The following is a 26,228-nucleotide window of genomic DNA, read 5'->3' as shown; positions in this document are numbered from 1 at the left end:
ATAAAATGTAAAAAATACATATCAAATCACAGAGCATAAAAGCATAAAAAGCAAAATTAAGTAAAGAAAATTTTACTTAAAGTTTAATTTCTCTTTTTTACTTCTGTGCTCAGTAATGCTTCTGAACGTTTAAAAGTATCATCTGCTCTGCTAAACTCACCTGTTTGGTTATTCAGAAAGAAATGGCGATACTCATTGACCCATAACGCCGTTGCTCCACAAACTGCCACAGGCATTACTACCAGATTCACAACTGGAATCATCATAAACAAGCTCACTAACGCACCAAAGGTAAAATTAAGCGTGCGATATTGTGCAAGTGCATTTCGCATACGTTGAAAAGTAATTTTATGATTATCAAACGGATAGTCACAATATTGAATTGCAATCAACCACGCACCGAACATAAATGTGAGAATAGGTACAATGGTTTGCCCAACTACAGGTAAAAACCCCAGTACAAAAAGGACAATCAATCGTGGAATGCTATACATCATTTTTTTCCATTCACGTTTTAGCATTCTTGGTAAATCTTTTAACATTGCACCGAACGACATATCGCCTAACGGCTCACCAGTAAGCTGTAACTCAACTTTTTCTGCCAGTAAACCATTAAAAGGCGCGGCAACAAAATTTGCCAGTGTGGTGAAGGCAAAATAAAATCCAACCAAGATCATTAAAAAAATCAGAGGAATTAAGATAAAGCTAATCCATTCCAACCACGTCGGTAATAGTAATGCCAATAATCCGCCGATATTGGCAAAAAATGCCCATATCAATCCAATCATTAACACGGTATTAATCACAATTGGGAAAAGCACAAAAGGTAAAAATTGGCGTTGTAGTAATAACTTCCAACCATAAATAAAGTAGTGAAAACCAAGCCCTGCTTGGTTTTGTGGCTTTAAAAAAACAGAAGACATAATGATTCCTTATTTTTTGTCAAAAATTCTTAGAAATATGGTAAGCTACGCACACTATTTTCGCAAATATGAAAATGTATTTTTATTGATTATTTTAATAAGAGGACACAATGGAACTGCATATTATTTTCTTCATTCTAGCTGGATTATTGATTACCGTCTTAATCGGCTTTAGCATTTGGTCTGCCCGCCGTGAAAAATCGAACGTTTTCTCAAACTCGTTCTCAAATAGAGCAGTGATTGTACCTCCATCAAATAACGAGTTAAGCCCCCCTATTCCTACTTCATTAAAACCACAAAATGAGGAATATCAAGGAATGTCTATGCCAGAAGAAAACCCACAGCAGATTCAACAAGAAGTGGAAAGCTCATTGCAAAATATCAAAATCAGTTTACCAGGTGAGGCTCAAGTTCAAACCACAGCACCTACTAGCAGTACTTATGGTCAACGAATTTCTAACCAACAACATATTCAACATACGCCAGATTTTGCTAACACCGCAATGAATATTTCAGTGCCCGAAGAAGATCACGTTTCAACGGTAGAAGCAGAAGCCACACAAATAGCAGCAGAAGAAAATCCATTTATAACACTTTATATTTACGCACCACAACAAGCTCCCTTCCGTGGCGATTATGTGGTTCGCTATTTAGAAGAAATTGGATTGCGTTTTGGCGAACATCAAATTTTCCACCGTCATCAACACATTGATGATTCGCTCAGCCCGATTATTTTCAGTGTCGCAAATTTAATCAATCCAGGGACATTTGATTTACACAATATTGTTAATTTCTCTACCGCAGGCTTGGTACTCTTTATGCAATTACCAACCGAAGGCAACGATGTTGCAAATATGAAATTATTAATTAGTAATGCCGAACATTTAGCAGCATCACTGGGCGGATATTTATATGATGACGCCCAAGAACCATTTAGCGAAGAATCTCGCCAACGTTATATGCAACGCGTAATGCACTAATTGCAAAAATAATTGTTTTTTCGACCGCTTGTAACAAGCGGTCTTTTTTGTAGAGAGTTTTACCTATGTCATTATCTAGTCAAGACAATTTAGTTTTTGAAGAAAACACCACACCCCAGTTAATTGAACAACTTCGCCAAACGTTACGCCAATACGAATACGAATATCACGTTTTAGATAATCCAAGCGTACCAGATGCCGAATATGACCGCTTGATGAATGAGCTCAAAAATATTGAATGGCAGCACCCAGAACTCATTACCTTAGATTCGCCTACTCAACGAGTAGGCGCAAAACCATTGGCAGGTTTTGCTCAAGTTATACATAAAATCCCTATGCTTTCATTGGATAACGCATTTGGCGATGACGATTTAGATGGTTTTTTACGCCGAATAGAAAGTTATATTCACGTTAGTTCTAGCCAGCTAACATTTTGTTGTGAACCAAAATTAGATGGTTTAGCCGTAAGTATCTTGTATGAAAACGGCTTACTCACCCGTGCTGCAACGCGAGGCGATGGTACAACAGGAGAAGACATTACCGCGAATATCCGCACCATTCGTAATATTCCATTAAAACTTAACACACTCAATCCACCAGCCCGTTTAGAAGTACGTGGCGAGGTATTTATGCCGCAAGTAGGTTTTAATGAATTAAATGAAAAAGCACTGGCTAAAGGTGAGAAAACCTTTGCGAATCCTCGTAATGCTGCAGCAGGTTCGCTACGCCAACTCGATCCGAAAATTACTCGTCAGCGTCCACTTATATTCAATGCCTATGGTATTGGCGTTTACGAGAGTGATGACGAATTACCAAATACTCAATTTGAGCGTTTGCAATGGTTAAAATCGTTAGGTATTCCTGTTAATGATGAGATTTGTTTAGCTCAAGGCAGAACCGCACTTTTGACTTATTACACCGATATTCAAACTAAGCGACCAACGTTAGGTTACGATATTGATGGCACAGTATTGAAAGTCAATGACATCGCCTTACAAGAACAACTGGGTTTCATCTCTCGCTCTCCCCGCTGGGCAATTGCGTACAAATTCCCTGCTCAAGAGCAGATGACGATTTTAAAAGATGTAGAATTTCAAGTTGGGCGAACAGGGGCGATAACGCCTGTGGCAAAATTAGAACCTGTTTTTATTGCAGGGGTCACAGTAAGCAATGCAACATTACATAATGGCGATGAAATTGAGCGTTTAGGCATTGTGATTGGCGATACGGTGATTATTCGCCGTGCAGGCGATGTTATTCCGCAAATTACAGGTGTGATTGCTGAACGCCGACCTGAAAATGCAAAAAAAATTGAATTTCCGACCGCTTGTCCTATCTGTCACTCTACAGTTGTTCGGGTAGAAGGCGAGGCGGTGGCACGTTGTACTGGTGGTTTATTCTGCAAAGCACAACGCAAAGAAGCACTCAAACATTTTGTCTCTCGCAAAGCGATGGATATTGACGGCATAGGCGAAAAACTGATTGGACAATTAATGGCTCGTGAGTTAATTAAAACACCCGCTGATCTGTTCAAGCTCGATCACACCACCTTAATGCGACTAGAACGAATGGGCGAAAAATCTGCTCAAAATGCCCTAAATAGTCTTGAAAAAGCGAAAAATACAACGCTTCCTCGCTTTTTATTTTCATTGGGTATTCGAGATGTTGGAGAGGCAACCGCCCTCAACTTAGCCAATCACTTTGGCAGTCTAGAGGCAATCCGCCAAGCGACTTTTGAACAACTAAAAGAGGTTCAAGATGTCGGTGAGGTGGTGGCAAACCGCCTTGTCAGCTTCTGGCAAGAACCGCATAATGTCGAGGCAGTGGAAGATTTAATTGCCCAAGGTGTGCATTGGCAAGACATTGTGAAAACCGAGATTGTCGATAATCCATTAAAAGACAAAAACGTGGTTTTAACTGGCACACTTACTCAACTTACTCGTGATGAAGCCAAAGCCTTATTACAAAGTTTAGGTTGTAAAGTTTCTAGTTCAGTTTCAAGTAAAACCGATTACCTCATTGCAGGCGAAAAGGCAGGCTCTAAACTGACTAAAGCACAGGAACTAGGCATTCAAATATTAACCGAGCAAGATTTCATTACGCTAACAACCCATTCATATTCGTAAAGCAATGTGAAAACAAGTAATACAAGCGGTAACTTTTTTAATCAATTTTGCAAAAAGGAAGACAAAATGGCCATTTTAGTAACAGGCGGGGCAGGGTATATTGGTTCTCATACCGTTGTCGAACTCTTAAATGAAAATAGAGAAATTGTTGTCTTAGATAATCTCTCTAACTCGTCTAAAGTTTCACTTGAACGTATAAAAGAAATAACAGGCAAAAGCGTAACGTTCTATCAAGGCGATGTTTTAGATCGTGAAATATTGCGTAAGATCTTTGCTGAAAATAAGATTGAATCAGTTATCCACTTTGCTGGCTTAAAAGCAGTTGGTGAAAGCGTAAGAGAGCCGCTGCGTTACTATCAAAATAACGTAACAGGATCAATTGTTTTAGTGGAAGAAATGCTCAGAGCAAACGTGAATACCATTGTATTCAGCTCATCGGCAACTGTTTATGGTGATCCGCACATTATTCCCATTGTCGAGTCTTGTGCTGTAGGCGGTACAACCAATCCCTACGGCACATCAAAATATATGGCAGAACGCATTCTTGAGGATGCTGTAAAAGCCTTCCCGCAATTAAGTGTGGTAGTATTACGCTACTTTAACCCTGTTGGTGCACACGAAAGTGGCTTAATTGGTGAAGATCCAAACGGCATTCCAAATAATTTAATGCCATTTATTAGCCAAGTAGCGGTAGGTAAATTACCGCAACTTTCCGTTTTTGGTGGCGATTACTCTACTCACGATGGAACAGGCGTGCGTGATTATATTCACGTTGTTGATTTAGCTATCGGACACTTAAAAGCATTAGACAAACACCAAGGGGATGCAGGCTTCCACGTTTACAATCTAGGTACAGGCACGGGTTATTCTGTGTTAGATATGGTGAAAGCCTTTGAAAAAGCGAACGGCATTGAAATTCCATATAAAATTGTTAATCGCCGCCCAGGTGATATTGCCGTTTGCTACTCAGCTCCTCAAAAAGCCCTCGACCAACTCGACTGGAAAACCGAGCGTGGCTTAGCGCAAATGATGAAAGACACTTGGAACTGGCAAAAAAATAATCCGAATGGTTATAAAGGATAAAGAAATGAAGGGCTATCGTAAAATAGCCCTTTGTTGTTGGTTATTGAGGCCTTATCCCTAAGGTATGGCAAATTGCATAAGTCAACTCGCTACGATTTAAAGTATAAAAGTGGAAATCATTAACTCCCTCGCGTGAAAGCACTTTCACCATATCCATCGCGATGCTTGCTGCTACTAGATTCCGAGTCGTTTGGTCATTATCTAATCCTTCATACATTTTACCCATCCAGACTGGAATTTTTACATTTGTGACTGTAGCCATTTTTTTTAATTGTTTGAAGTTTGTAACAGGCAAAATGCCTGGCACAATCTCACAATCAATCCCAATGGAAACACAACGATCACGAAAACGTAAATAACTCTCTACATCAAAAAAGAATTGAGTAATAACGTGATTTGCACCTGCATCAATTTTACGTTTTAAGTTAATTAAATCTGCCTGAGCCGATTTTGCCTCAGGGTGAACCTCAGGATAAGCCGCAACCGAAATATCGAAATCAGCCACAGATTTTAATAATGCCACTAAATCTGACGCATAAAATAATGCTTTGTCATAACCTTGAGGCACATCACCACGTAATGCCACAATACGGCGGATGCCACTATGCCAATAATCTTTCGCAATCACTTTTAATTCTTCAGGAGTGGCATCAATCCCCGTTAAATGTGGTGCAGAAATAATGCCTGTTTTTTCTTGAATAGACTTCACAATACTGTGGGTACGATCACGCTCACCAGAATTTGCTCCATAAGTGACAGATACAAATTTCGGCTTTAAAGGGCTTAAACAGCCAATTGAATCCCAAAGCAAAGTTTCCATTTTTTCATTTTTAGGCGGAAAGAATTCAAAAGAAACATTAATTTTACGACCAATATCCGCAATATGTTGATTAAGTGCATCAATTTGAGTTGCATAATTCATAAGCCAGACTCCTTTATTGTGTGTGCTTCTGCCTAAAAAGTAGTTCGATTCTAACAAACCCAATCGAAAAAACAATGATAGGTTTGCCTTTTCCATCACAAGATTTTTCACATTAAATATTAAAAATTTTCATATCAAAAAATACACCTTAAATTCAGATATCAATAAAACTGTCAAACCTTTTAAGTTGTGGTATATTCGCTGCCAACATTTTGCAAAAATTAGGAAAAATATGACCGCTTACACACCTGAAAATGCTGTTCCTAAACCACCTATTTGGCAGCAAATTTTCACTAAGAATATGCTAATTTGTATTTATACGGGTTTTTGCTCTGGCTTACCGTTATTTGTATTAATTCAGCTAATGCCAGCATGGCTAACTAGTGCGAATTTAGATATTAAAACCATTGCGGCATTTACTCTAACTTCCCTTCCCTACACTTGGAAATTTTTATGGGCTGCATTATTAGATCGCTATTTCCCTCCATTTTTAGGTAGGCGTAAAAGCTGGATTTTTATTTCACAAGTTGGGATTTTAGCCATTTTAGCGAGCTTTGGATTATTTGACCCTGTCAACGATATTTCTATTATTGTAATGTTTTCTCTCTTACTGGCATTTCTTTCTGCTACACAAGATATTGTCATTGATGCCTTCCGTCGTGAAATTTTATCCGATAACGAGCTTGGTTTAGGTAACTCCATTCACGTCAATGCTTATCGGATCGCAGGCCTAATCCCAGGTGGATTGTCGCTATTTTTAGCCGATCATTACGCTTGGGATACGGTTTTCCTGATTACTGCAGCCTTTCTAGTGCCTTGTTTATTCATTACACTGATAGCTGCTGAACCTAATCATAAACCTATCGACCGCTCTAAGCCGTTTTATATGGCGTTTGTCGATCCGTTTAAGGAATTTTTCACTCGTAAGGGCGTTGCAGGAGCAATCGGGTTAATTCTGTTCATCTTTCTCTATAAATTAGGCGATTCTCTTGCGACCACATTGCAAACCAAATTTATTTTAGATATGGGGTTTACCAAATCACATATTGCAGGTGTTGTGAAAATGACGTCTCTTTGGTGTAGTATTGGGGGAGGTATTCTTGGTGGAATAACAATGCTGAAACTTGGCGTAAACCGTGCATTGTGGCTCTTTGGTTTAGTTCAATTAGTCACTATTTTAGGTTTTGCCTATCTTGCGAGCTTTGAACATTTCCCAACCGAAACCATTGGTGCGGCTGAGCTTTGGAAATTAGGCTTGGTAATGGCTGGAGAATATCTAGGTGTTGGATTAGGCACAGCTGCTTTCGTTGCTTTTATGGCACGTGAAACCAATCCCATTTATACCGCAATGCAGCTAGCCATTTTTACCAGCCTTGCGGCTTTACCGAGCAAAATGTTAGGGGCATACACAGGGCATTTGGTAGAAATGATGGGCTATTATCCATTCTTCTGGCTTTGCTTCTTTCTTGGCATTCCAGGAATGTTGATGCTGTTTAAAGTGGCACCTTGGCATAAAGTGCAATAACAGCAAAATAATCGCAAAATATAACCGCTTGCAAGTGTCTACAAGCGGTAAAAAAGCCAAAAAAATTTGCAATTTTAGGCAGTAATCGGTAAGGTTACTGCCTAAGTTATTTATTATTTTTTAGTTATTGAGGTTTATAAATGAAAATTATTTTATTAGGTGCACCAGGTGCAGGTAAAGGGACACAAGCTCAGTTTATTATGAACAACTTTGGTATTCCACAAATCTCAACAGGCGATATGTTCCGTGCGGCTATTAAAGAAGGCACTGAATTAGGCAAACAAGCAAAAGCGTTAATGGACGAAGGTAAATTAGTGCCTGATGAATTAACCGTGGCGTTAGTAAAAGATCGCATCGCACAACCAGATTGTGCAAAAGGTTTCTTATTAGATGGGTTTCCTCGTACTATTCCACAAGCTGACGCTTTAAAAGAGTCTGGCGTAAAGATTGATTTGGTACTTGAGTTTGACGTAGCTGATGAAGTCATTGTTGAGCGTATGAGCGGCCGCCGAGTGCACCAACCGTCTGGTCGTACTTATCACGTTGTGTATAATCCACCAAAAGTGGAAGGAAAAGATGATGTAACTGGCGAAGATTTAATTATCCGCCCAGACGATAAAGCTGAGACAGTATTAGAGCGTTTAGCGGTTTATCATAAACAAACAAAGCCATTAATTGCATACTATACCGCAGAAGCAGAAGCAGGCAACACACGCTATGAGCGTTTAGATGGCACAAAACCCGTTGAAGAAGTCAGTGCTACATTAGAGCAAATTTTAGCTTAATTTACTTATAAACTATTTACAAGCGGTCAAAATTTTGCATTTTTTTGCAGATTTTTGACCGCTTGTTGATTAAATATTATGCCTTTTTAACATAAGGAAATCATCATAAATAGGCAAAATCAAAACCTCAGGGTTTTCAATCTTAATGACTTTAGATTTTTCTTCTGTTTTACTCTCAGAATTATTTTCTTCTTTATTATTCGCAATATTTTCCGACTTCGCGTGTGACAGAGTCTCTTCTCTATTTATTTGAGCGGCATTACTATCTGCCTCTTTGGTAGATAGATTTTCTATTTGATGATTTACTTGATGAGTATCTATATTAATTTCTTGAACATTATCTTGCGATTTTTCAACCTCTGGCTGCTCTACCGCTTTTTGCATATTTCGCTCTTCCGCTTTTTGTCTATATGATGGATCTAATAATTGGCGACTAATATCCATTTTAGGATCAAGCCAAATCGCAACAATCGCATCATTAAATTGCTTATGAAACATATCGGATACAATTTGATCGTTTAAAATAAAATAACCTCTATCTTCTAAGGCAATATAATGCAAAGTGTCTTCAGGCTTAATATCAGGAAAAGTTTTCCTAAGGCGAGTAATCACTTCATCAACCTGCTGCTCGGGTAATTTTATGCCTAAATTATGCCAAGATCTTGCCAAAGACGCAGCAAAATCCCGCCCTTCCCACGGCTTTTTATACTGTAATGTGAGCATTAACGGACGTGTACCTTCAACATATCGACCCGTTTCGCTAAAAAGTGTGATGTGGTAGATATTAAACGGCCCCCAAGTATAATTGACATCGCTAATTTTTTTCCAAGTTGCATTTGCCGTACCTAAAAATAGAGAGAACAGTATTAAAAAGACCGCTTTATAACGCATTATTTAGTATCCTAAAGACAAAATTATGGAGCTATTATAGCCTTAAATATCATTATCACACAGACTAATTTTCGGTATAAACGTTGTGTTCAAGTGCAAAAAATGAGAAAAGTTTATACATAAAATCACCGCATAAGAGTTAAATAGTTTTCCAGAATTTCTGGCTTTTTTACTTTATAATGTCTCCAAATTTGCCATTTTGGCAATCAACCATTTAATGCCATTTCCAGCAAATGCGACTTGTAAACGAGTCGCTTCACCTGAGCCTTCTACATTGATGATCGTACCTTGCCCAAATTTGGCGTGATTGACTTTCTGCCCCATTTTCCAGCTATCATCATCTACAATGGAAGCGGTCGTTTTTGGGGAATTTTTTGCAAATGAGGACAATTGATTAAAACTCGCAGCTCGGTTAATTGAGCCTCTTAAACGCACCTCACGGATATGTTTTTCTGGCAATTCAGCAATAAAACGAGAAGGAATATGACGTTCTTCCTTGCCATATAAGCGTCTGGATTCTGCGTAACTGATAGTCAGTTTTTTCTTTGCACGTGTTATCCCAACATAGGCTAAACGGCGTTCTTCCTGAAGCCTGTCTTCATCAAAACTCATCCCACTTGGAAAAATACCTTCTTCCACCCCTACCATAAATACACGAGGGAACTCTAAACCTTTGGCAGAGTGTAACGTCATTAGCTCTACATAGTCTTCATGTTGGGAAGCTTGTGCCTCTCCAGCTTCAAGCGAAGCGTGTGTTAAAAAAGCAGTTAAATCCGTTAAATCTTCTGCTTCGTCAGGTTTCACAAATTGTTTGGTAGCGGTGACTAACTCTTCTAAGTTTTCGATGCGAACTTCACCCTTCTCACCTTTTTCTTGTTTATACATTTCATACAAACCTGATTTTTTAATGACATAATCAGTTTGTTCAGCTAACGGCATCTGCTCGGTTTCTTGATCTAAGGCATTAATCAACTCAACAAAACGGAGTAACGAAGAAGCTGCACGCCCTGAAAGTTGTTCTTCCTGCACCGCCAGTTGAATCGCTTGCCACAAAGTGAGTTGACGATTACGGGTAATTTGACGAAGTGTGTCTAACGTTCTATCACCAATACCTCTAGTTGGAGTGTTGATCACACGCTCAAAGGCAGCATCATCTTGACGATTAGCAATCAAACGTAAATAAGCTAAAGCATCTTTAATTTCTTGGCGTTCAAAAAATCGCATACCACCATAAATACGGTAGGGAATATTCGCTTGAATTAGAGCTTCTTCAATCACACGAGATTGGCTGTTACTGCGATATAACACTGCACATTCAGCAAGATCGCCTTCATCTTCTTTCCATTGTTTGATTTGTGAAGCCACAAAGCGAGCTTCATCCAACTCATTGAACGCACAGTAAATATCAACAGGCTCTCCATCGCCGCTGTCTGTCCATAAATTTTTGCCTAAGCGATTATCGTTATTCGCAATTAATTCATTCGCACAAGTTAAAATATTGCTCGTTGAGCGGTAGTTCTGCTCCAAACGAATGGTTTGAGCATTATGGTAATCCTTTAAAAAACGCTGGATATTTTCCACTTGTGCTCCACGCCAGCCGTAAATAGATTGGTCATCATCGCCTACAATCATCACCTTGCCGACATCACCTGCTAACACACGAATCAGCTCATACTGAATATTGTTGGTATCTTGAAACTCATCAATTAAAATCTGCTGAAAACGCTGCTGATAACGCTGTAAAATCGCAGGTTTATATTTGAATAATTCGTAAGCTCGAATAAGTAGTTCGGCAAAATCTAATAAACCTGCTCTGTCACACGCATCTTGATATATCTGATAAATCTCAACCAGCTTCTTCTCATTCGGATCATTATGATGTTCGATATCTTTAGCACGCTTGCCCTTATCTTTTTGTGCATTGATGTACCACGCAACGTGTTTAGGTGGAAAATGTTTTTCATCAATATTATGCAATTTCAACAAACGTTTCAGTAAACGTTGCTGATCTTCGGTATCCATAATTTGGAAATCTTGCGGTAAATCTGCATCTAAATAATGAGAACGTAATAAACGGTTAGAGATGCTATGAAAAGTGCCTACCCACATACCAAATAGGCGACTCTCCCCCGATTGAGCAAGCGTATGCTCAATACGATGTCGCATTTCTGCTGCCGCTTTATTAGTAAAAGTTACTGCCAAAATGTTAGATTCAGGTACATTTTCCACGCCAATTAACCACGCAATGCGATGGGTTAAAACACGCGTTTTTCCCGATCCTGCCCCTGCGAGTACCAAGTAATTCCCGATAGGCGCTGCAACAGCCTCTCTTTGCTTGTCATTCAAACCATCTAATAATAATGAGAAATCCATAACCACCCTTTAATATGTGCTTTTATACAGCATTATAGATCAATTTAAGGCTTTAAGAAAATTTTCTCAGTTAAAATTGGATCGTTGAATTCAAAACCTTCTGTTACTAGTTTTTCAGGAATAAGCTGTTGATTATCTAACACCAAACAAGCTCGCTTGCCTAATCCCAATTTTAAAGCAAATTCAGGTACGCTAAAGAAGGCAGGGCGATTAACTGCGCTTGCTAAAATGCGGTTAAATTCAGCATTTCTAATAGGATTTGGTGCAACAAAATTATAAGCACCTGAGCATTTTGCATTTTTTAATAAAAAAATAACCGCTTGCACATGGTCTTGTAAACTAATCCACGCCCAATATTGTTTGCCTGAACCCAATTTACCGCCTAATCCATATCGATAAATTGGTAAGATTTTACTTAATGCCCCACCTTCTGGAGAAAATACGATACCAGTTCGAATCAAACAGACTCTTGTCTGCTCACTTTCAGCCTTTAAAGCAGCGGCTTCCCACTGTTGACATAAATAGTGAGTAAAGCAATCTGAATAACAAGCGGTTGATTCTGTATAAAAATTTGCAGATGGCGGTAAATCACCATAAATACCGATTGCCGAACCAGAAAGGAAAGTATGGGGTGGATTGCTACTACGATTAATGAGTTCACTCAGTTTATTTGTTAATTCAACTCGGCTTTCAATTAACTGTCGTTTATATTCTTCTGTCCAACGCTTATCGAAAATCGGCTCACCCGCAAGGTTTATCACTGCATCAAATTCATTTAGATCAACAAATTTATCCAGAGAATAGCAATACTCAATCTGTTTATCGTCACTTTTCACATTTTTATCTCTAGTTAAAAGTGTCAAGTGATGATTTTCAAAAGCTAGCCTTTTGACTAATTCAGTACCGATAAAGCCTGTACCACCTGTGATCAGAATTTTCATTGATTAACTCCTTAAAATGAAAAAGGGCAAAATTGCCCTTTCGTTACCTACAGTGATGTTTCAAATAGCTCCGTGATATTTTTAATTAAATCTTCAATTAGAACACTACGTACTGGCGTAATAAAAATCGTATCATCGCCTGCAATAGTGCCTAAAATCCCTTCTGCTTTTCCCATTGAATCTAATAAACGGGCAATAAGCTGAGCAGCTCCAGGGCTGGTTTTAACCACAATTAACGCATCGTTGTAGTCAATATCTACCACCAAATTTTTAAGTGGGCTTGATGTGGTTGGCACGCTTAATTCTACTGGGAGCTGATAAATCATTTCCATCTTGGTATTACGTGTTCTCACTGCACCAAATTTTGATAACATACGAGAGACCTTTGATTGGTTAATATTATCAAAGCCCATTTCTTGTAATGCTGTGACAATTTCACTTTGGGAGCTAAATTTTTCTTCTCGCAATAAAGACTTAAACACTTCTGATAAATTATCTATCTTATCCACATTTATTCTCTTAATAAAAATCTAAAATTATTCATTATTCTTGCTTATCTATTCAAATAAATCAATAAACTGTTAGAAAATCAAATAAAAACTTGCTGTATGTCTCAAAAATAGGATTTGCCGTTTGAATCACTAAAAAAATTGTCTTACACTTAAGTCGAATCTAAACTTCCATAATTTATTAGGAGAAATTTATGTGTAAAAAAGTCGCTCTTTTAGGTGCTGCAGGTGGCATTGGTCAATCTCTTGCATTATTGTTAAAACTCAATTTACCTGCTAAATCTGAATTATCTCTTTATGATATTTCCCCTATCACACCAGGAATTGCTGTCGATTTAAGCCACATTCCAACCGATGTTAACGTAACAGGTTATGCAGGCGAAGACCCAAAAGAAGCCTTAAAGAACGCAGATGTGGTTGTAATTTCTGCAGGTATAGCTCGTAAACCAGGTATGACACGTGCTGATTTATTTAACACTAACGCAACTATAGTACATAACTTAGTGGAAAAAGCAGCAAAAATTTGTCCAAAAGCCTGTATTGCGATTATTACTAACCCTGTTAATACTATTATTCCAATTGCCGCTGAAGTATTGAAAAAAGCAGAGGCTTACGATAAAAATAAACTCTTTGGAGTCACCACACTAGATGTGATTCGTGCTCATACATTTGTTGCTGAAGCTAAAAATGTCAATGTGAAATATGTAAAAGTGCCTGTTATTGGTGGACATTCTGGCACAACTATTCTTCCATTACTTTCTCAAGCAACCGTAAATGGTTTAAAACTTGAATTCACACAAGCACAAATTGAACAATTAACCCATCGCATTCAAAATGCAGGAACGGAGGTTGTTGAAGCGAAATCAGGCGGTGGTTCAGCAACATTATCAATGGCACAAGCGGGGGCAGAATTTACACTTGGATTAGTAAGAGCATTAACGGGTGAAGATGTTATTCGCTACGCTTATGTTGATAATGCGAATGGAGAAACATCACCAGCATTCTTTGCCTACCCAATTCGCTTGGGCAAAAATGGCGTGGAAGATGTTCTACCAATTGGCAAACTCAGCGATTTTGAGAAAGCTCAATTGGAGCAGTTAATTCCAGTATTAGATGATGAAATTAAATTAGGTCAAAAATTCAATAAAGACGCTTAATTACATTATTTACAAGGGCTGAAATACCAGCCCTTATTTTTTTAAGGGCTTAAAGATAACGCCCTAATTTGTTTCAAATAATGCAATCACGCTTAATTTTCAATTTTTTATGAACTTTTAAAAATAATATAAGTCCACAATAACAAGCGCTTACAATTTTTTAACACATCCATAAAATAATAAGGAGTATTAAATGAATTTAAAACAAATTAAGGAAATCCAAGCAAAACATTCATATCCAAGTGTGACTATTACCTTACCAACAAACCGTACCGCACCAGATAATGAAAAAGATGCTATTCGTTTAAAAAATCTAGTACAAGACGCTGTCACTCGATTAGAGTCAGAGTTTGGAAAACGTGAAACAATTAATATTGTTGAAAATATTCAACGTTTAGCTGATGAAGTAGATCATCAACATAATTTAGACGGTTTAGTTATTTTTGCAAATAATGAATTTAGTGCATCGTACAAATTACCATTCCGCCTACCAGAACGTGCAAGCATTGAAGACAACTTTGTTACACGTGACTTAGTTTATGCCTTAAATCGTAGCCCACTTTACTTACTTACCGTGTTAAGTGAAAACGGTACCCGATTATTTGTTGGGCATAAAGATATTTTAGATGAAGTAAATGATCACGGCTTCCCATTCTCTCTGGAAAATGTCATTGCATCTGCAAGTCCTGGTCAAGATATCAGCCATGTTAGAGATCAAATTGTAACTGATCATATGAAAGAGATTGGCGATGCATTAATTGAAGCTCAAAAACAAACACCCGCACCAATTGTTGTTGTAGGTGTAGATCGCAACATCGGGCATTTCAGAGATGGCGCTCGCAATAGTGATGATATTATGCTTTATATTAATAGTGGTTTAAGTAATGAGAATGAGCACGAATTAGCAAAAAACATTTGGCCACAAATTAAAGATGCATTACACGTAGAACGCCAAAAAATATTTGAAGAGATTAGCTCAGCAAAAGGTAATAATCTCTTCGTTGGTGGATTAGATGAAGTATGGCAAGCTTGTATTGATGGCCGAGTTGAAACATTAATTGTTGAAGAAGATTTACATATCGCCGCTAATGTAAGCGAAGATGGCCGAAACTTAACTGAACTTGAAGGTTCATTTGAGCATACTGAAAATACTTATGAAGATATCGTAGATGAAATGATTGAAAAAGTATTAGAAACTTCTGGTAGAGTAAAATTTGTCGACAACGGCAGCTTAAAAGAAATGAATCCAACCCATGGAATCGCTGCAATTACTCGATACTAATCTAACGTAAACAAAATCCCCTTGAATAAAAATTCAAGGGGATTTATTTACTCTTTATTTTCAGATTTTTCTTCTTTTTCAGACTCAGGGTCGAACTTGACTACTGGCACACAACCACGGCAGGCACCTTGATTCACCCCTAACTCATCACAAAAATTATTATATTTTTCGCGGGCTTTTTTAAACCAACTTTTCTTCTCATCTTGTTTACTCATAATTTTCTCCAACATTTAACAAGCGGTGATTTTTTGCAAAAAATTTGCAAAAAATCACCGCTTGTCTTTCTAGTTAATCACGGAAGTTATTGAACTGGAAAGGCTGCCCTAAATCAGCACCTTTTACCAATTGAATAGCCGCTTGTAAATCATCACGCGATTTGCCCGTTACACGCACTTGCTCACTTTGAATTTGAGCTTGAACTTTGATTTTTGAATCTTTAATCAGCTTCGTAATTTTCTTCGCCATATCCGATTCAATCCCTTGTTTGAGCTTAATCTCTTTAGAGTAAAGCTTGCCGTGATGTTCGCTCTCATTTGGAATATCTAATGAGTTATGCTCAATGCCACGTTTTACACAAGAGCCAATTAAAATCTCAATCAACTGCTCTAATTGGAAGTCTGATTCCGTAGTTAATTTAATGCTTTCATTTTTTTCGTTTAACTCAATAACCGCTTCAACACCGCGAAAGTCATAACGCGTGCTTAACACACGGTTTGCATTCTCTACTGCGTTACGCACCTCGTGCATCGTTATTTCAGATACAATATCAAATGATGGCATTTTTTCTCTCCATATTAATGTTGAAATAAATTCTTCGCATTTAGTAATAAACATAATGCGGTTAAGTCGGCAAAGTTTACCACAAAATTCGCTTGTTCTTGTACTTTTGGTTTGGCGTGTAGGGCAACACCTAAACTCGCTGTTTTTAACATCGGTAAATCATTTGCCCCATCACCTACCGCAACCCATTGATTTTGAGGAATATTAAATCTGTCCGCTAAGTTGCGTAGCGTTTCGGCTTTAAATTCGGCATCCACCACCTTACCCAGCACTTTGCCTGTTAATTTGCTTTCTAGGATTTCTAGTTGGTTTGATACGGCAAAATCTAACCCATATTTTTCTTTGAGATAATCCGCAAAATAATCAAATCCGCCAGAAGCAATAGCCAGTTTCCAACCATTTTCCTTTAGAATTGAAACCATTTCTTCAAAGCCATCCATAAGCGGTAGATTTTCTCGCACTTTTTGCAAAATGGATTCAGACGCATTTTCAAGCGTGCCAACTCGCTTACGCAAACTCTGTTCAAAATCTAATTCACCACGCATTGCACTTGCGGTGATCGCAGAAACCACCTCACCCGTACCAGCAAGCTTAGCAATTTCATCAATGCACTCAATTTTAATTGCCGTGGAGTCCATATCCATCAACAACAAGCCTGCTTGATTGAGATTTGGAATAATATTGAGATCGCTAATATCCGCATTGACTTGTTGAGCCGTTTCACGCAATTCACACGCGGTCAAATTTGTCGAAAAATATGCAATTTTATAGTCTAAATAGACCGCTTGTTTCAACAAATTTGCATTCGCTTGCTGGGAAAATTGCTCAATTTCACGCTCGTTTAAGGTTTTAGAATAAATAAAAATTGTATTTGCCATCGTCTTATTTTAAGTGGTTTAAATTTACTGCATTAATCTATCAGAAAACCGTGCTACAATCACGCATCATTTTAAGAGGAATGCTATGTATATTACTCGTGAAAAAATAATCAAAACACTTCTACTAGCCAGTATAACCATACTCTGCGTAGCAATTGTGGCGGTTATTTTAATGGGCGTAAATCAATTTAAATTAGGCTCACAATTAGCTAGTATTAACCAAGTATCAAACCTTTCGCATTTATTAGTTCGCCAACAAGCTAACATTTTTTCGTTTTTATTGGTAAAAAATGCAAAGAGTGACGAACTAACCGCCGTCTTAGATGGCTTTGCTAAAGAAGATTTTATTATTGATGCAAATATTTATTCATCCAAAGGCGTTCTACTTGCACAAAGCCAGAATGCAAAAGAGTTAAAAACACTCTTAACGTCTGAACAAGCTGACAAAACTCAGCAAATTGTGGAGCCTATTTTCGCTCAACAAACGTTAGTGGGCTTTTTACGTGTGACTTTTGATGCTGAATATGGGCAAACAACCAAAGCACGAGTAGAGCAACAATTCCACCAACTTTATGGTGAAATCATTATTCTGCTTTTAACTGGTGTATTATTGGCAAGTAGCGTACATTACTATTTCCGCCGGAGAATTCATCATCTACAGATATCACCAAAACCTACTATCAGTGATGTAAAAACCCAAACCCAACGGTTTCACTCACGTCGACGCTTGCCAAAACGTAAATAGTTCGCTATAAAAGTGATAAACGATTGTAATTTAAGCAAATAAGCGTATAATATCCGCCGTTTTTCGCCAAACGGCATCGTATAAAAAATAAAATTCAAAAAGAGGAATAAATGGCCAAAGAAGATAGCATTGAGATGCAAGGTACGATTTTAGAAACCTTACCAAATACAATGTTCCGAGTGGAATTAGAAAATGGACACGTAGTTACTGCCCACATTTCGGGTAAAATGCGTAAAAATTACATTCGTATTTTAACGGGCGATAAAGTCACTGTTGAGATGACACCATATGACTTAAGCAAAGCACGTATTATTTTCCGTGCGAGATAATTTGTATCATCAAAAAATAAAGGCGAACGCTAACAGGTTCGCCTTTATTTTTAGGCTTGGATTTTAGCCTTTTCAATTATCCCCGCCGCACAAGCAAAAGCAGATGACCACGCCCATTGGAAGTTATAGCCACCAAGCCAGCCTGTTACATCAAGCACTTCACCAATAAAGTAAAGCCTTTCTACATTTTTCGCTTCCATTGTTTTGGAGGAAATGTAATCGGTATCCACGCCACCTTTGGTAACTTCCGCTGTACGATAGCCTTCCGTTCCATTCGGTAAGAACTGCCAATGATGAATAAATTGTTCTAAAAAGGTCAACTCTTTTTTGCTGAGATCCGCAATTACTTTGTCCGCTAGCAATTTTTGATCCAACCAAATATCGACTAATTTTTTCGGAAAATAACGAGCCAATACGGTTTTTAACTGCAATTTCGCTGAAGATTGGCGAAGTTCGGCTAAAATATCTACAACTGAATGACTAGACAGCAAATCAATTTCGACGGTTCCGCCAAGTTCCCAATAATTGGAAATTTGCAAAATCGCAGGCCCAGATAAACCACGGTGGGTAAACAGCATTTGATTACTGAAACTTTTTCCGTTAGCAGAAACCGTAATGGGAATTGCAATCCCTGAAAGCTCGGTAAAAAATTTATCACTCTCTTTCCAAGTAAAAGGCACCAAGCTTGCACGAGGGGAAACCACTGGAATGCCAAACTGCTCAGCAATTTGATAACCAAACGGGCTTGCTCCAAGTGCAGGCATAGACAATCCACCTGTGGCAATCACTAAATGCTCAGCTTGAAACTCTTCACTAGCGGTCGAAATTTTGAAATCTTTTGCAAATTTTTCGACAGAAATGACCGCTTGTCGTAAAAAGATTTCGACGTTGCCTTTATCGCATTCTGCCTGTAATAAATCGACAATTTGCTGCGAGCTTTCATCACAAAAAAGCTGGCCTAGCTCTTTTTCGTGATAGCGTATGCCGTAAGAGGCAACAAGGGCAATAAAATCCCATTGGGTATAACGAGATAGGGCAGATTTTACAAAATGAGGGTTTTGGCTAAGGTAATTTCCAGCACCAATCTCTAAATTGGTAAAATTACAAAAACCGCCACCCGACATTAAAATCTTACGTCCAATTTTCTTACCACTGTCTAGCACTGCCACCTTTTTGCCTGCTTGCCCTAATTGGGCAGCACAAAATAGCCCTGCTGCCCCTGCACCAATAATGATGGTATCAAATTTTTGCATTAGACGTTTGTACCTTTGGATTAATCAACCCAAATAAATTTAATAATAAAGAGTAACGAAACCACCAATACAGAAGGAGTGATTTCTTTCCAACGACCAGTAAATGCCTTCATCACACAATAACTAATAAAACCAAATGCAATGCCTTCAGTAATTGAGTATGTAAATGGCATCATAGCTGTCGTAATGAATGCAGGCGTTGCTTCAGTTAAGTCGTCCCATTTCACCTCAATTAAACTTGATGCCATTAAAATGCCAACAAATACTAATGCTCCAGCCGTTGCGTAAGCTGGCACCAAGCCTGCTAATGGTGAAAAGAAAATAGTGAGTAAAAATAAAATACCAACAACCACTGCGGTTAAACCTGTACGTCCGCCAACAGAAACGCCAGAACCACTTTCAATATACGTCGAAATTGCAGATGTTCCCATATAAGAACCTGCCATTGCGGCGGTGCTATCGACTAATAGAGCTTGCTTCATTTTTGGGAAACGTCCTTGCTCATCGGCAAAGCCCGCCTTAGTAGTAACTGCAATCAGTGTTCCTGATGAGTCAAATAAGTTAACTAACATAAAGGAAAAAATAATGCCTAGTAAGGCAATATCAAAAGCCCCCGCAATATCTACCTGACCTACAACCGCCCCTAAACTTGGTGGTATAGAAACAATACCATTAAAGGTTATGGCAGGATCAAATATTAATGCCAATGTTGTAACGACAACAATAGAAACCAACACACCTGAGTGAATACCTTTTGCTGCCAAGATCACGATGATGAAAAAGCCTAAAATACCCATTAACACTTTTGGATCGTGTAAATTGCCCAGTGCAACTAAGGTATCTTGATTTGGCACAACTAATCCCATATTTTTAAAGCCAATTAAAGCAATAAATAAGCCGATACCTGCACCAATTCCTACTCGCAAACCAAGCGGAATCGCAGACATAAACCAGTAGCGAACTTGCAATACAGTTAATAGGAATAAGCCCACAGAGCCTAAGAAAATAGCCCCCATACCAACTTGCCAAGAATAACCAAGCTTTTGCACAACAACGAAAGCAAAAAAGGCGTTTAACCCCATTGCGGGTGCCAGTGCAATTGGCAAGTTGCTAAACAACCCCATAGCAATAGTACCAAATGCAGCAATTAAGCAGGTTGTTACGAATACCACTTGGGTATCCATTCCTGCCACGCCTAAAATAGATGGATTAACGAAAACAATGTAAACCATTGTGAAAAAGGTAGTAATACCTGCAATAATTTCGGTTTTAGCATTACTGCCTTTTGCATTAAGCTGAAATAATTTTTCTAACATAAGACCTTCGGAACTTAATATAAAGTTGAGTTGAGAAATGACAACGCCCGAGCAATCGGTTGCTCGGGCGTTGTCAATTTTTATCACGGAATGAATGCTTTGGCAAGCAATTAATACTCTAAAACTAATTTTAATAGTTCAATAGATAAAAATGCGAGGCTGAAACGCTGCTCATCAGCCACAGACCAAAACTGAATTTCTTGTTCTGATTTCGCTAATAACTGGCTAATTTCCAACGCATTTCGCTCTTCATTTTCGCCGTATTCTACCGCAGTCATAACCGAATTTTCATTAAAATGAATCCAATCTGCCGCTTTCCATTCAGCACTTATATTTTCTGCATCCAATTGATATTCAGATTGTATTGACACCATTTGTGATACGCCATAAAAGACTGGCACTTGAACACAATGGAAGGTGGTACAAGCGGTCAAATTTGGTAACACTTTTGCAAGTTGTAACTCAAAGGCTTTAGAAAACGGTAGATTTTTTTCCTCTCCTTGCACATTAGCTGGCACAACATCAAAAGCAATACGCTCTGCATTTTCGCCAAAGGGAATACCATTTAATAACCGAGCTGTTTGCCCAGCTAACTCTTTGACTTTCTCATCGCCAAAATACGCTGCAGGCAACAAAGAGGTCACAAATACTCGATTTAACGGCTGAGCAAGTAACGGCTTTAACGCTAATGCAAGTTGAGAAACTTGTGGATTAGCAAGGGCGATAATATTTCTTTCACGCAAATTTACTACATTTTCATCATTTACACTCGGCACAACAACAGGCACATCACTAATTAATGCCGTAATACCGTACAAATCTAAAATCACACAGCCTGCTTTAACAGCTTCCGCCAACACCTCCGCTTGAGCCATTTTGCCAGCAAATAAAATATGGGTAAATTCTGCCCAGTTCACCTCATCTAACGCATATTGTGCGATTGCTTTTGCCCCTAAACGTAAATTCTGCTCTTCACCAAACGGCTCTAACTCCACCGCTGAAATTTTCTCAATCGCGACATTTTTATGCTCTAACGCCTCCAATAATTTCTCGGCAAGAGTGAAATCGCTGGCAATGGCTAAATGAATATTTGACATTTTCTTTCCTTTTACATCTATTTTATGGGCATTATATGCTAATTTAAGGAAGGATAAAATAATCACCGCCTATTCTAGCTTAATCCCCAAAAAATGAAATTACTCGTCATAAAATCTACAAGCGGTCAGATTTTTGATAAGTTTTGCAAATTTTTTCCGAAAAAACACCGCTTGTTTTCCAATTGATTTACTTTTCAAGTGTTTGGATTTTTGATATAGTTCGTACTTTTGAGAAGTAGCTTCTCATTCTCATCAAATGGAAGCTAAAAGCCTGATATATAAAGAAATGGCAAAACAAGATTCAGATTGTATCACATTAGATCTGTTTGCGACTGTACCAAAAATTGGGCGTCCTCGCACTAATCCTCTAGACAGAGAACAACAAATTCGAATCAATAAACGTAACCAGCTAAAACGAGATAAATCTTCGGGCTTAAAACGAGTTGAATTAAAATTGCATTCGGATTTAGTCAAATTTTTAGAGGAGCAGGCGGCTAAACAAGGGGTTTCACGCGGGCAGTTAATTGAAATAATTCTAAATAATTATATCAAAAATAGGTAATAGAAATGGCAGTTGTAGGTTTATTTTACGGTAGCGATACTGGCAATACAGAAAATATTTCTAAAATGATTCAGAAAAATTTAGGTGCTGAATTAATTGATATTCTTGATATTGCTAAAAGTACAAAAGAAGATATTGAAGCATACGATTTTCTGATGTTTGGTATCCCAACTTGGTATTATGGCGAATCTCAAGCAGATTGGGACGATTTTATGCCAACATTGAAAGAAATTGATTTTAACGGTAAAGTTGTCGCCATTTTCGGTTGTGGAGATCAGGAAGATTACGCAGAATATTTCTGTGATGCAATGGGCACAGTACGTGATGTTATTGAGCCAAACGGTGCGGTTATTGTCGGACACTGGCCAACTGAAGGCTATAACTTTGAAGTCTCTCAAGCATTAGTTGATAATACGACTTTCGTCGGTCTTTGTATTGATGAAGATAGACAACCAGAATTAACAGCTGATCGAGTCAATAAATGGTGTGCACAGCTAAAAGAAGAAATGTGCTTAGACCAACTTGCATAAGGTTTTAGGTAAAGATAATTAGGTGGCAGATATGTCTGAAGTAAATATTAAACGTTTAAAAGAGGTTGGCTTAAAAGTTACCGAGCCTCGCTTGACTATCCTTGCATTAATGCAAGATATCCGTGATGAAATGCAGCATTTTGCAGCGGAAGATATTTATAAAATCCTGTTAGAAAAAGGCTCAGATATTGGTTTGGCAACTGTTTATCGTGTATTAAACCAATTTGAAGAAGTGGGTATTTTAACTCGTCATAATTTCGATGCAAACAAAGCGGTATTTGAATTAAATATGAACCACGAACACGATCACATCATCTGTATGGATTGCGGTAAAGTATTTGAATTTAAAGATCCTGATATGGAGCGTCGCCAACGTGAAATTAGTGAAAAGCACGGAATGGAATTAACTAACCATAGCTTATATCTCTACGGTAAATGTAGCAATTTGACCAACTGTGATGAGAAAAAATAAAAGTTCTTATTTAACTTGATTATACTATTACCGAAGTCCTCTTGTTGGGGCTTCGGTATTGTTCTATATAGGTTTCGCTAATTTAATAGTATGATGGAAAAACAAACACAGAATGTAATGGATGCCAAAATTAGGCAGCCTCGCAAAATATCGCCTTTTTGGATCTTGCCGATTGTTGCTTTTATTATTGGTGCCTTACTTTTTTTCCAAATTTTAAAAGAACAGGGTGAAACAATCTCAATCCGATTTGCCAAAGGTAATGGGATTATTGCTGGAAAAACCGTTGTTCGCTATCAAGGTTTAGAAATCGGGCGAGTAAAACGCGTTTATTTTGTTGATAACTTAAGAGAAGTTGAGGTTTTAGCTGAAATCAACGCCGAGGCAAGAAGTCTATTACGCCAAGATACCAAGTTTTGGCTAGTTCAACCAACAGCCTCATTAGCTGGAGTATCGGGACTAGATGCTATCGTTTCGGGTAATTATATTACGCTCTTGCCTGGTGAAGGTGAATCTGCCGATGAATTTATTGCCGAAGAAGACCCACCTGCAGTGCCAGTAAGTGATGGGGATCTACTCATTCATTTGGTCTCTGATGATATTGGCTCAATTAATGTCGGGGCAAATGTTTATTTCCGCAAAGTGCCTGTGGGAAATATTGCAGACTACCGCTTTACCAAAGATCAGAAAAAAATTGAAATTGATGTCATCATCCAGAAAAAATATGCCAATTTAGTCAAAAAAGAGAGTCGTTTCTGGAATATTAGTGGTATTAATGCCGATCTAAATCTACAAGGTATTCAAATTCATATGGATAGTCTTGCTTCTATAGTGCAAGGAGCTGTTGCCTTTGATTCTCCTGATAATATGGAAACCGCTAAGCAAGGGCAAAAATTTGAGCTATATCCAGATTTAAAATCAGCTAAGAGAGGGATTGAAATCAAAGTTAAAGTGCCGCTTTTGCCTAATTTAAAAGTCAATGAAACCGCGGTGTTCTACCAAAATATGCAAATTGGCATACTATCTCAGCTCAAATTGCCTGAAATAGTCGATAATGAATTACCTCAGCAAAATTTAGAGCAACATAAATTAATTGATGGTGTTTTATTAATTTCCCCAAGCTATGAGAACTTGCTTCGCTCAAAAACTAAAATTTTACTCAAAGAGCCTAAATTTTCACTCAATACGGAACAACTCACTAAAATGGGTGAACTACTACGTGGCGTTTATTTTGATATTCAACCTGGCAGTGGGGAAACTCAATCTGAGTTTACGATACAAACTGAAGCTGATTATTTATTAAGCCTACCCAATTTATTAAATTTTAGCCTGATTGCTCCACAAGCCTACGGGGTTGATGTAAATCAAGGTATTTACTATAGCGATGTGCAAATTGGAGAAATTGTTAAACGCTCATTAGATTTAGATAACATTCGTTTTGATGCGATCATTTATCCGCCTTATCGCAATCTAATCGGAAATAGCAGTAAATTTATAGCGATCTCCAATATTGATATGTCTGTCAGTTTAGAGGGGTTACGCATACACGCTGGCTCTCCATCTGATTGGTTAAAAGGCGGTGTTCGTTTAGTTAATGGTAAAAGCGAGGGCTCACCTAAAAAGCAATACCCCTTATATAAAGATATAGAAAGTGCGGAATCTGGTATTTCAGCCTTAAATAAAAAAGCAACGGTTACCCTTTCTGCTGAATCGTTATCGGGCATTACTGAAAGTTCAGTTGTACTTTATCGTGATTTTCAAGTCGGCGAAGTATTAAAAGTCACGCCTAAGCAAAATCACTTTGATGTTGAACTCTTTATTGAACCCAATTATCGTAATTTATTAACCGAAACAAGCCGCTTCTGGATTGAGCCTGCAACTAATGTTGATGTGTCACTAAAAGGGGTGAACATTACTGCAACACCGTTAATGCGAACATTAAAAGGGGCTATTAGCTTTGATAATGGTGGTCTAAAAGGCAATAAAACCCTTTATGCAACGAAAGAAAAAGCCACTTCAGGCAATACCTACATCACGTTAATTGCTAAAGATGGTAGCAAACTCAGTGAAGGTATGAGCATTAAATATATGGGCTTAACAGTCGGTCAAATTGAAAAACTGGAATTGCAAAATGCAAAAAAACAGATAAAAGCGACCGCTTACATTCAAGGAAAATATTATCCATCAATCGCTAAAGCGGGTGCAACATTCAGTGTGGTTTCACCAGAAATCAGCACAACAGGTTTTAAAAACTTAGATGCTACATTACAAAACTATATTACGGTTGATGCAGGCTCAGGCAAAACTCAACACCATTTTGAGTTATCACAAACCGATACCGTTAAAACGACTTATACAAATGGCTTCCCAATTATTGTGGAAGCCAGCAATGCAAACGGTATTCAACCAGAAGCCCCCGTACTTTATCGTGGTATGCAAGTGGGTATTGTAAGCCATTTAGGCTTAAGCGAACTCAATGACAGAGTGTTAATTCATCTTAAAATTAACAATAAATACAAACACTTAGTTAGAACTAATACCCAATTCTGGCAGGCCTCAGGATATACAATGGATATCAGCCTACAAGGTGTAAGTATGAATTCTGGCACAATGTCGCAATTATTAAACGGTGGAATTGAGTTCTCAACCCCTTACACTAAAGTGGTACAACCTCAAGCCCACGCAAACAAAAGATTTTTATTACAACGCAAACGTCCTGAAGATGCCCTAACCTGGGAGCAAGGAATTGCAGAATAATATATGGAGTGAAAA

General features: G+C 38.1%; 25 protein-coding genes. 13 read left to right on the top strand and 12 right to left on the bottom strand.

Annotated elements, in window-relative coordinates; genetic code table 11:
- Positions 1 to 83: 83 nt before the first annotated feature.
- Positions 84 to 923, bottom strand: coding sequence for a sulfate transporter CysZ (gene cysZ, locus GM698_RS07545; protein ID WP_176812793.1), 840 nt, complete (start codon positions 921 to 923; stop codon positions 84 to 86).
- A 110-nt stretch (positions 924 to 1,033) separates the two neighbouring features.
- Between cysZ and zipA the strand changes: the two genes are divergently transcribed.
- The 3 genes from zipA (at position 1,034) to galE (ending at position 5,112) form a co-directional block, all read left to right on the top strand.
- Positions 1,034 to 1,903 (top strand): cell division protein ZipA, encoded by an 870-nt coding sequence (zipA, locus tag GM698_RS07540; protein WP_209289198.1) that lies wholly within the window; start codon positions 1,034 to 1,036, stop codon positions 1,901 to 1,903.
- 65 nt (positions 1,904 to 1,968) lie between these two features.
- Positions 1,969 to 4,029, top strand: a complete 2,061-nt coding sequence (gene ligA, locus GM698_RS07535; RefSeq protein ID WP_209289197.1) for an NAD-dependent DNA ligase LigA — start codon at positions 1,969 to 1,971, stop codon at positions 4,027 to 4,029.
- Between the two features lie 66 nt (positions 4,030 to 4,095).
- Positions 4,096 to 5,112 carry a UDP-glucose 4-epimerase GalE gene (gene galE / locus GM698_RS07530; RefSeq protein WP_209289196.1) on the top strand — a complete coding sequence of 339 codons (1,017 nt, stop codon included), beginning with the start codon at positions 4,096 to 4,098 and terminating at the stop codon, positions 5,110 to 5,112.
- A 40-nt stretch (positions 5,113 to 5,152) separates the two neighbouring features.
- Here the strand turns inward: galE and metF are convergent, their stop codons facing one another.
- A complete protein-coding gene (gene metF / locus GM698_RS07525; RefSeq protein WP_209289195.1) occupies positions 5,153 to 6,034 on the bottom strand; it encodes a methylenetetrahydrofolate reductase in 882 nt (293 codons plus the stop codon).
- A gap of 232 nt (positions 6,035 to 6,266) precedes the next feature.
- Here metF and GM698_RS07520 point away from each other — a divergent pair, with 232 nt between their 5' ends.
- Complete coding sequence (locus tag GM698_RS07520; protein ID WP_209289194.1) at positions 6,267 to 7,559, top strand: MFS transporter; 1,293 nt, start codon at positions 6,267 to 6,269, stop codon at positions 7,557 to 7,559.
- 140 nt (positions 7,560 to 7,699) lie between these two features.
- Complete coding sequence (gene adk / locus GM698_RS07515) at positions 7,700 to 8,344, top strand: adenylate kinase (RefSeq protein ID WP_176808937.1); 645 nt, start codon at positions 7,700 to 7,702, stop codon at positions 8,342 to 8,344.
- 69 nt (positions 8,345 to 8,413) lie between these two features.
- Here adk and GM698_RS07510 read toward each other — a convergent pair whose 3' ends face one another.
- The 4 genes from GM698_RS07510 to argR all read right to left on the bottom strand — a co-directional run bounded on the left by GM698_RS07510 (position 8,414) and on the right by argR (position 13,058).
- Complete coding sequence (locus GM698_RS07510; protein WP_209289193.1) at positions 8,414 to 9,235, bottom strand: dihydroorotate dehydrogenase; 822 nt, start codon at positions 9,233 to 9,235, stop codon at positions 8,414 to 8,416.
- Between the two features lie 174 nt (positions 9,236 to 9,409).
- Positions 9,410 to 11,608: a DNA helicase II gene (gene uvrD, locus GM698_RS07505; RefSeq protein WP_209289192.1), complete on the bottom strand. Its 2,199-nt coding sequence runs from the start codon at positions 11,606 to 11,608 to the stop codon at positions 9,410 to 9,412.
- Between the two features lie 44 nt (positions 11,609 to 11,652).
- The gene (locus GM698_RS07500; RefSeq protein WP_209289191.1) at positions 11,653 to 12,549 is read right to left on the bottom strand and encodes a TIGR01777 family oxidoreductase; all 897 of its coding nucleotides are present in this window, start codon (positions 12,547 to 12,549) and stop codon (positions 11,653 to 11,655) included.
- A gap of 47 nt (positions 12,550 to 12,596) precedes the next feature.
- Positions 12,597 to 13,058, bottom strand: coding sequence for a transcriptional regulator ArgR (argR, locus tag GM698_RS07495; RefSeq protein WP_209289190.1), 462 nt, complete (start codon positions 13,056 to 13,058; stop codon positions 12,597 to 12,599).
- 194 nt (positions 13,059 to 13,252) lie between these two features.
- Between argR and mdh the strand changes: the two genes are divergently transcribed.
- Together mdh and GM698_RS07485 are read left to right on the top strand one after the other, a co-directional pair.
- Positions 13,253 to 14,215, top strand: a complete 963-nt coding sequence (gene mdh / locus GM698_RS07490; protein ID WP_209289189.1) for a malate dehydrogenase — start codon at positions 13,253 to 13,255, stop codon at positions 14,213 to 14,215.
- Positions 14,216 to 14,408: 193 nt separating this feature from the next.
- Positions 14,409 to 15,497: a hypothetical protein gene (locus tag GM698_RS07485; RefSeq protein ID WP_209289188.1), complete on the top strand. Its 1,089-nt coding sequence runs from the start codon at positions 14,409 to 14,411 to the stop codon at positions 15,495 to 15,497.
- Between the two features lie 47 nt (positions 15,498 to 15,544).
- Here the strand turns inward: GM698_RS07485 and GM698_RS07480 are convergent, their stop codons facing one another.
- The 3 genes from GM698_RS07480 to serB all read right to left on the bottom strand — a co-directional run bounded on the left by GM698_RS07480 (position 15,545) and on the right by serB (position 17,155).
- Positions 15,545 to 15,712, bottom strand: coding sequence for a DUF5363 domain-containing protein (locus GM698_RS07480; protein WP_159631133.1), 168 nt, complete (start codon positions 15,710 to 15,712; stop codon positions 15,545 to 15,547).
- Between the two features lie 73 nt (positions 15,713 to 15,785).
- On the bottom strand, positions 15,786 to 16,277 hold the full coding sequence (locus GM698_RS07475) for a YajQ family cyclic di-GMP-binding protein (protein WP_176812802.1): 492 nt from the start codon (positions 16,275 to 16,277) through the stop codon (positions 15,786 to 15,788).
- A 14-nt stretch (positions 16,278 to 16,291) separates the two neighbouring features.
- Positions 16,292 to 17,155: a phosphoserine phosphatase SerB gene (gene serB, locus GM698_RS07470; RefSeq protein ID WP_209289187.1), complete on the bottom strand. Its 864-nt coding sequence runs from the start codon at positions 17,153 to 17,155 to the stop codon at positions 16,292 to 16,294.
- Positions 17,156 to 17,240: 85 nt separating this feature from the next.
- Here serB and GM698_RS07465 point away from each other — a divergent pair, with 85 nt between their 5' ends.
- The gene (locus tag GM698_RS07465; protein ID WP_176808947.1) at positions 17,241 to 17,900 is read left to right on the top strand and encodes a YtjB family periplasmic protein; all 660 of its coding nucleotides are present in this window, start codon (positions 17,241 to 17,243) and stop codon (positions 17,898 to 17,900) included.
- Between the two features lie 110 nt (positions 17,901 to 18,010).
- Entirely contained in the window at positions 18,011 to 18,229 is a 219-nt protein-coding gene (gene infA / locus GM698_RS07460; RefSeq protein WP_025217878.1) for a translation initiation factor IF-1, read from the top strand.
- 50 nt (positions 18,230 to 18,279) lie between these two features.
- Here infA and GM698_RS07455 read toward each other — a convergent pair whose 3' ends face one another.
- From GM698_RS07455 to GM698_RS07445, 3 genes are all read right to left on the bottom strand, one after another.
- Positions 18,280 to 19,482 carry an NAD(P)/FAD-dependent oxidoreductase gene (locus tag GM698_RS07455; RefSeq protein WP_176812804.1) on the bottom strand — a complete coding sequence of 401 codons (1,203 nt, stop codon included), beginning with the start codon at positions 19,480 to 19,482 and terminating at the stop codon, positions 18,280 to 18,282.
- A 20-nt stretch (positions 19,483 to 19,502) separates the two neighbouring features.
- Positions 19,503 to 20,798 (bottom strand): NCS2 family permease, encoded by a 1,296-nt coding sequence (locus GM698_RS07450; protein ID WP_176808949.1) that lies wholly within the window; start codon positions 20,796 to 20,798, stop codon positions 19,503 to 19,505.
- Between the two features lie 110 nt (positions 20,799 to 20,908).
- Positions 20,909 to 21,895, bottom strand: a complete 987-nt coding sequence (locus GM698_RS07445; protein WP_176812805.1) for an oxidoreductase — start codon at positions 21,893 to 21,895, stop codon at positions 20,909 to 20,911.
- A 286-nt stretch (positions 21,896 to 22,181) separates the two neighbouring features.
- Between GM698_RS07445 and ybfE the strand changes: the two genes are divergently transcribed.
- From ybfE to GM698_RS07425, 4 genes are all read left to right on the top strand, one after another.
- Entirely contained in the window at positions 22,182 to 22,457 is a 276-nt protein-coding gene (ybfE, locus tag GM698_RS07440; RefSeq protein ID WP_176808951.1) for a LexA regulated protein, read from the top strand.
- A gap of 5 nt (positions 22,458 to 22,462) precedes the next feature.
- Complete coding sequence (gene fldA, locus GM698_RS07435; protein ID WP_176812806.1) at positions 22,463 to 22,987, top strand: flavodoxin FldA; 525 nt, start codon at positions 22,463 to 22,465, stop codon at positions 22,985 to 22,987.
- 31 nt (positions 22,988 to 23,018) lie between these two features.
- The gene (fur, locus tag GM698_RS07430; protein ID WP_159631149.1) at positions 23,019 to 23,459 is read left to right on the top strand and encodes a ferric iron uptake transcriptional regulator; all 441 of its coding nucleotides are present in this window, start codon (positions 23,019 to 23,021) and stop codon (positions 23,457 to 23,459) included.
- 93 nt (positions 23,460 to 23,552) lie between these two features.
- Complete coding sequence (locus GM698_RS07425) at positions 23,553 to 26,213, top strand: PqiB family protein (RefSeq protein WP_209289186.1); 2,661 nt, start codon at positions 23,553 to 23,555, stop codon at positions 26,211 to 26,213.
- Positions 26,214 to 26,228 lie beyond the last annotated feature (15 nt).

Source organism: Mannheimia sp. ZY171111 (assembly GCF_017750945.1).
Lineage (GTDB): Bacteria > Pseudomonadota > Gammaproteobacteria > Enterobacterales > Pasteurellaceae > Mannheimia > Mannheimia pernigra.
This window is presented reverse-complemented; position numbering and strand designations above follow the sequence as displayed.

Excerpts from the sequence above, each read along its gene's own strand:
- cysZ (WP_176812793.1), bottom strand. The coding sequence starts at position 923 with ATGTCTTCTGTTTTTTTAAAGCCACAAAACCAAGCAGGGCTTGGTTTT.
- GM698_RS07520 (WP_209289194.1), top strand. The coding sequence starts at position 6,267 with ATGACCGCTTACACACCTGAAAATGCTGTTCCTAAACCACCTATTTGG.
- zipA (WP_209289198.1), top strand. The coding sequence starts at position 1,034 with ATGGAACTGCATATTATTTTCTTCATTCTAGCTGGATTATTGATTACC.
- GM698_RS07425 (WP_209289186.1), top strand. The coding sequence starts at position 23,553 with ATGGAAAAACAAACACAGAATGTAATGGATGCCAAAATTAGGCAGCCT.
- GM698_RS07445 (WP_176812805.1), bottom strand. The coding sequence starts at position 21,895 with ATGTCAAATATTCATTTAGCCATTGCCAGCGATTTCACTCTTGCCGAG.
- fur (WP_159631149.1), top strand. The coding sequence starts at position 23,019 with ATGTCTGAAGTAAATATTAAACGTTTAAAAGAGGTTGGCTTAAAAGTT.
- metF (WP_209289195.1), bottom strand. The coding sequence starts at position 6,034 with ATGAATTATGCAACTCAAATTGATGCACTTAATCAACATATTGCGGAT.
- galE (WP_209289196.1), top strand. The coding sequence starts at position 4,096 with ATGGCCATTTTAGTAACAGGCGGGGCAGGGTATATTGGTTCTCATACC.
- GM698_RS07480 (WP_159631133.1), bottom strand. The coding sequence starts at position 15,712 with ATGAGTAAACAAGATGAGAAGAAAAGTTGGTTTAAAAAAGCCCGCGAA.
- GM698_RS07465 (WP_176808947.1), top strand. The coding sequence starts at position 17,241 with ATGTATATTACTCGTGAAAAAATAATCAAAACACTTCTACTAGCCAGT.
- infA (WP_025217878.1), top strand. The coding sequence starts at position 18,011 with ATGGCCAAAGAAGATAGCATTGAGATGCAAGGTACGATTTTAGAAACC.
- mdh (WP_209289189.1), top strand. The coding sequence starts at position 13,253 with ATGTGTAAAAAAGTCGCTCTTTTAGGTGCTGCAGGTGGCATTGGTCAA.
- GM698_RS07450 (WP_176808949.1), bottom strand. The coding sequence starts at position 20,798 with ATGTTAGAAAAATTATTTCAGCTTAATGCAAAAGGCAGTAATGCTAAA.
- serB (WP_209289187.1), bottom strand. The coding sequence starts at position 17,155 with ATGGCAAATACAATTTTTATTTATTCTAAAACCTTAAACGAGCGTGAA.
- ligA (WP_209289197.1), top strand. The coding sequence starts at position 1,969 with ATGTCATTATCTAGTCAAGACAATTTAGTTTTTGAAGAAAACACCACA.
- GM698_RS07475 (WP_176812802.1), bottom strand. The coding sequence starts at position 16,277 with ATGCCATCATTTGATATTGTATCTGAAATAACGATGCACGAGGTGCGT.
- fldA (WP_176812806.1), top strand. The coding sequence starts at position 22,463 with ATGGCAGTTGTAGGTTTATTTTACGGTAGCGATACTGGCAATACAGAA.
- ybfE (WP_176808951.1), top strand. The coding sequence starts at position 22,182 with ATGGCAAAACAAGATTCAGATTGTATCACATTAGATCTGTTTGCGACT.
- adk (WP_176808937.1), top strand. The coding sequence starts at position 7,700 with ATGAAAATTATTTTATTAGGTGCACCAGGTGCAGGTAAAGGGACACAA.
- GM698_RS07485 (WP_209289188.1), top strand. The coding sequence starts at position 14,409 with ATGAATTTAAAACAAATTAAGGAAATCCAAGCAAAACATTCATATCCA.
- GM698_RS07455 (WP_176812804.1), bottom strand. The coding sequence starts at position 19,482 with ATGCAAAAATTTGATACCATCATTATTGGTGCAGGGGCAGCAGGGCTA.
- GM698_RS07500 (WP_209289191.1), bottom strand. The coding sequence starts at position 12,549 with ATGAAAATTCTGATCACAGGTGGTACAGGCTTTATCGGTACTGAATTA.
- GM698_RS07510 (WP_209289193.1), bottom strand. The coding sequence starts at position 9,235 with ATGCGTTATAAAGCGGTCTTTTTAATACTGTTCTCTCTATTTTTAGGT.
- uvrD (WP_209289192.1), bottom strand. The coding sequence starts at position 11,608 with ATGGATTTCTCATTATTATTAGATGGTTTGAATGACAAGCAAAGAGAG.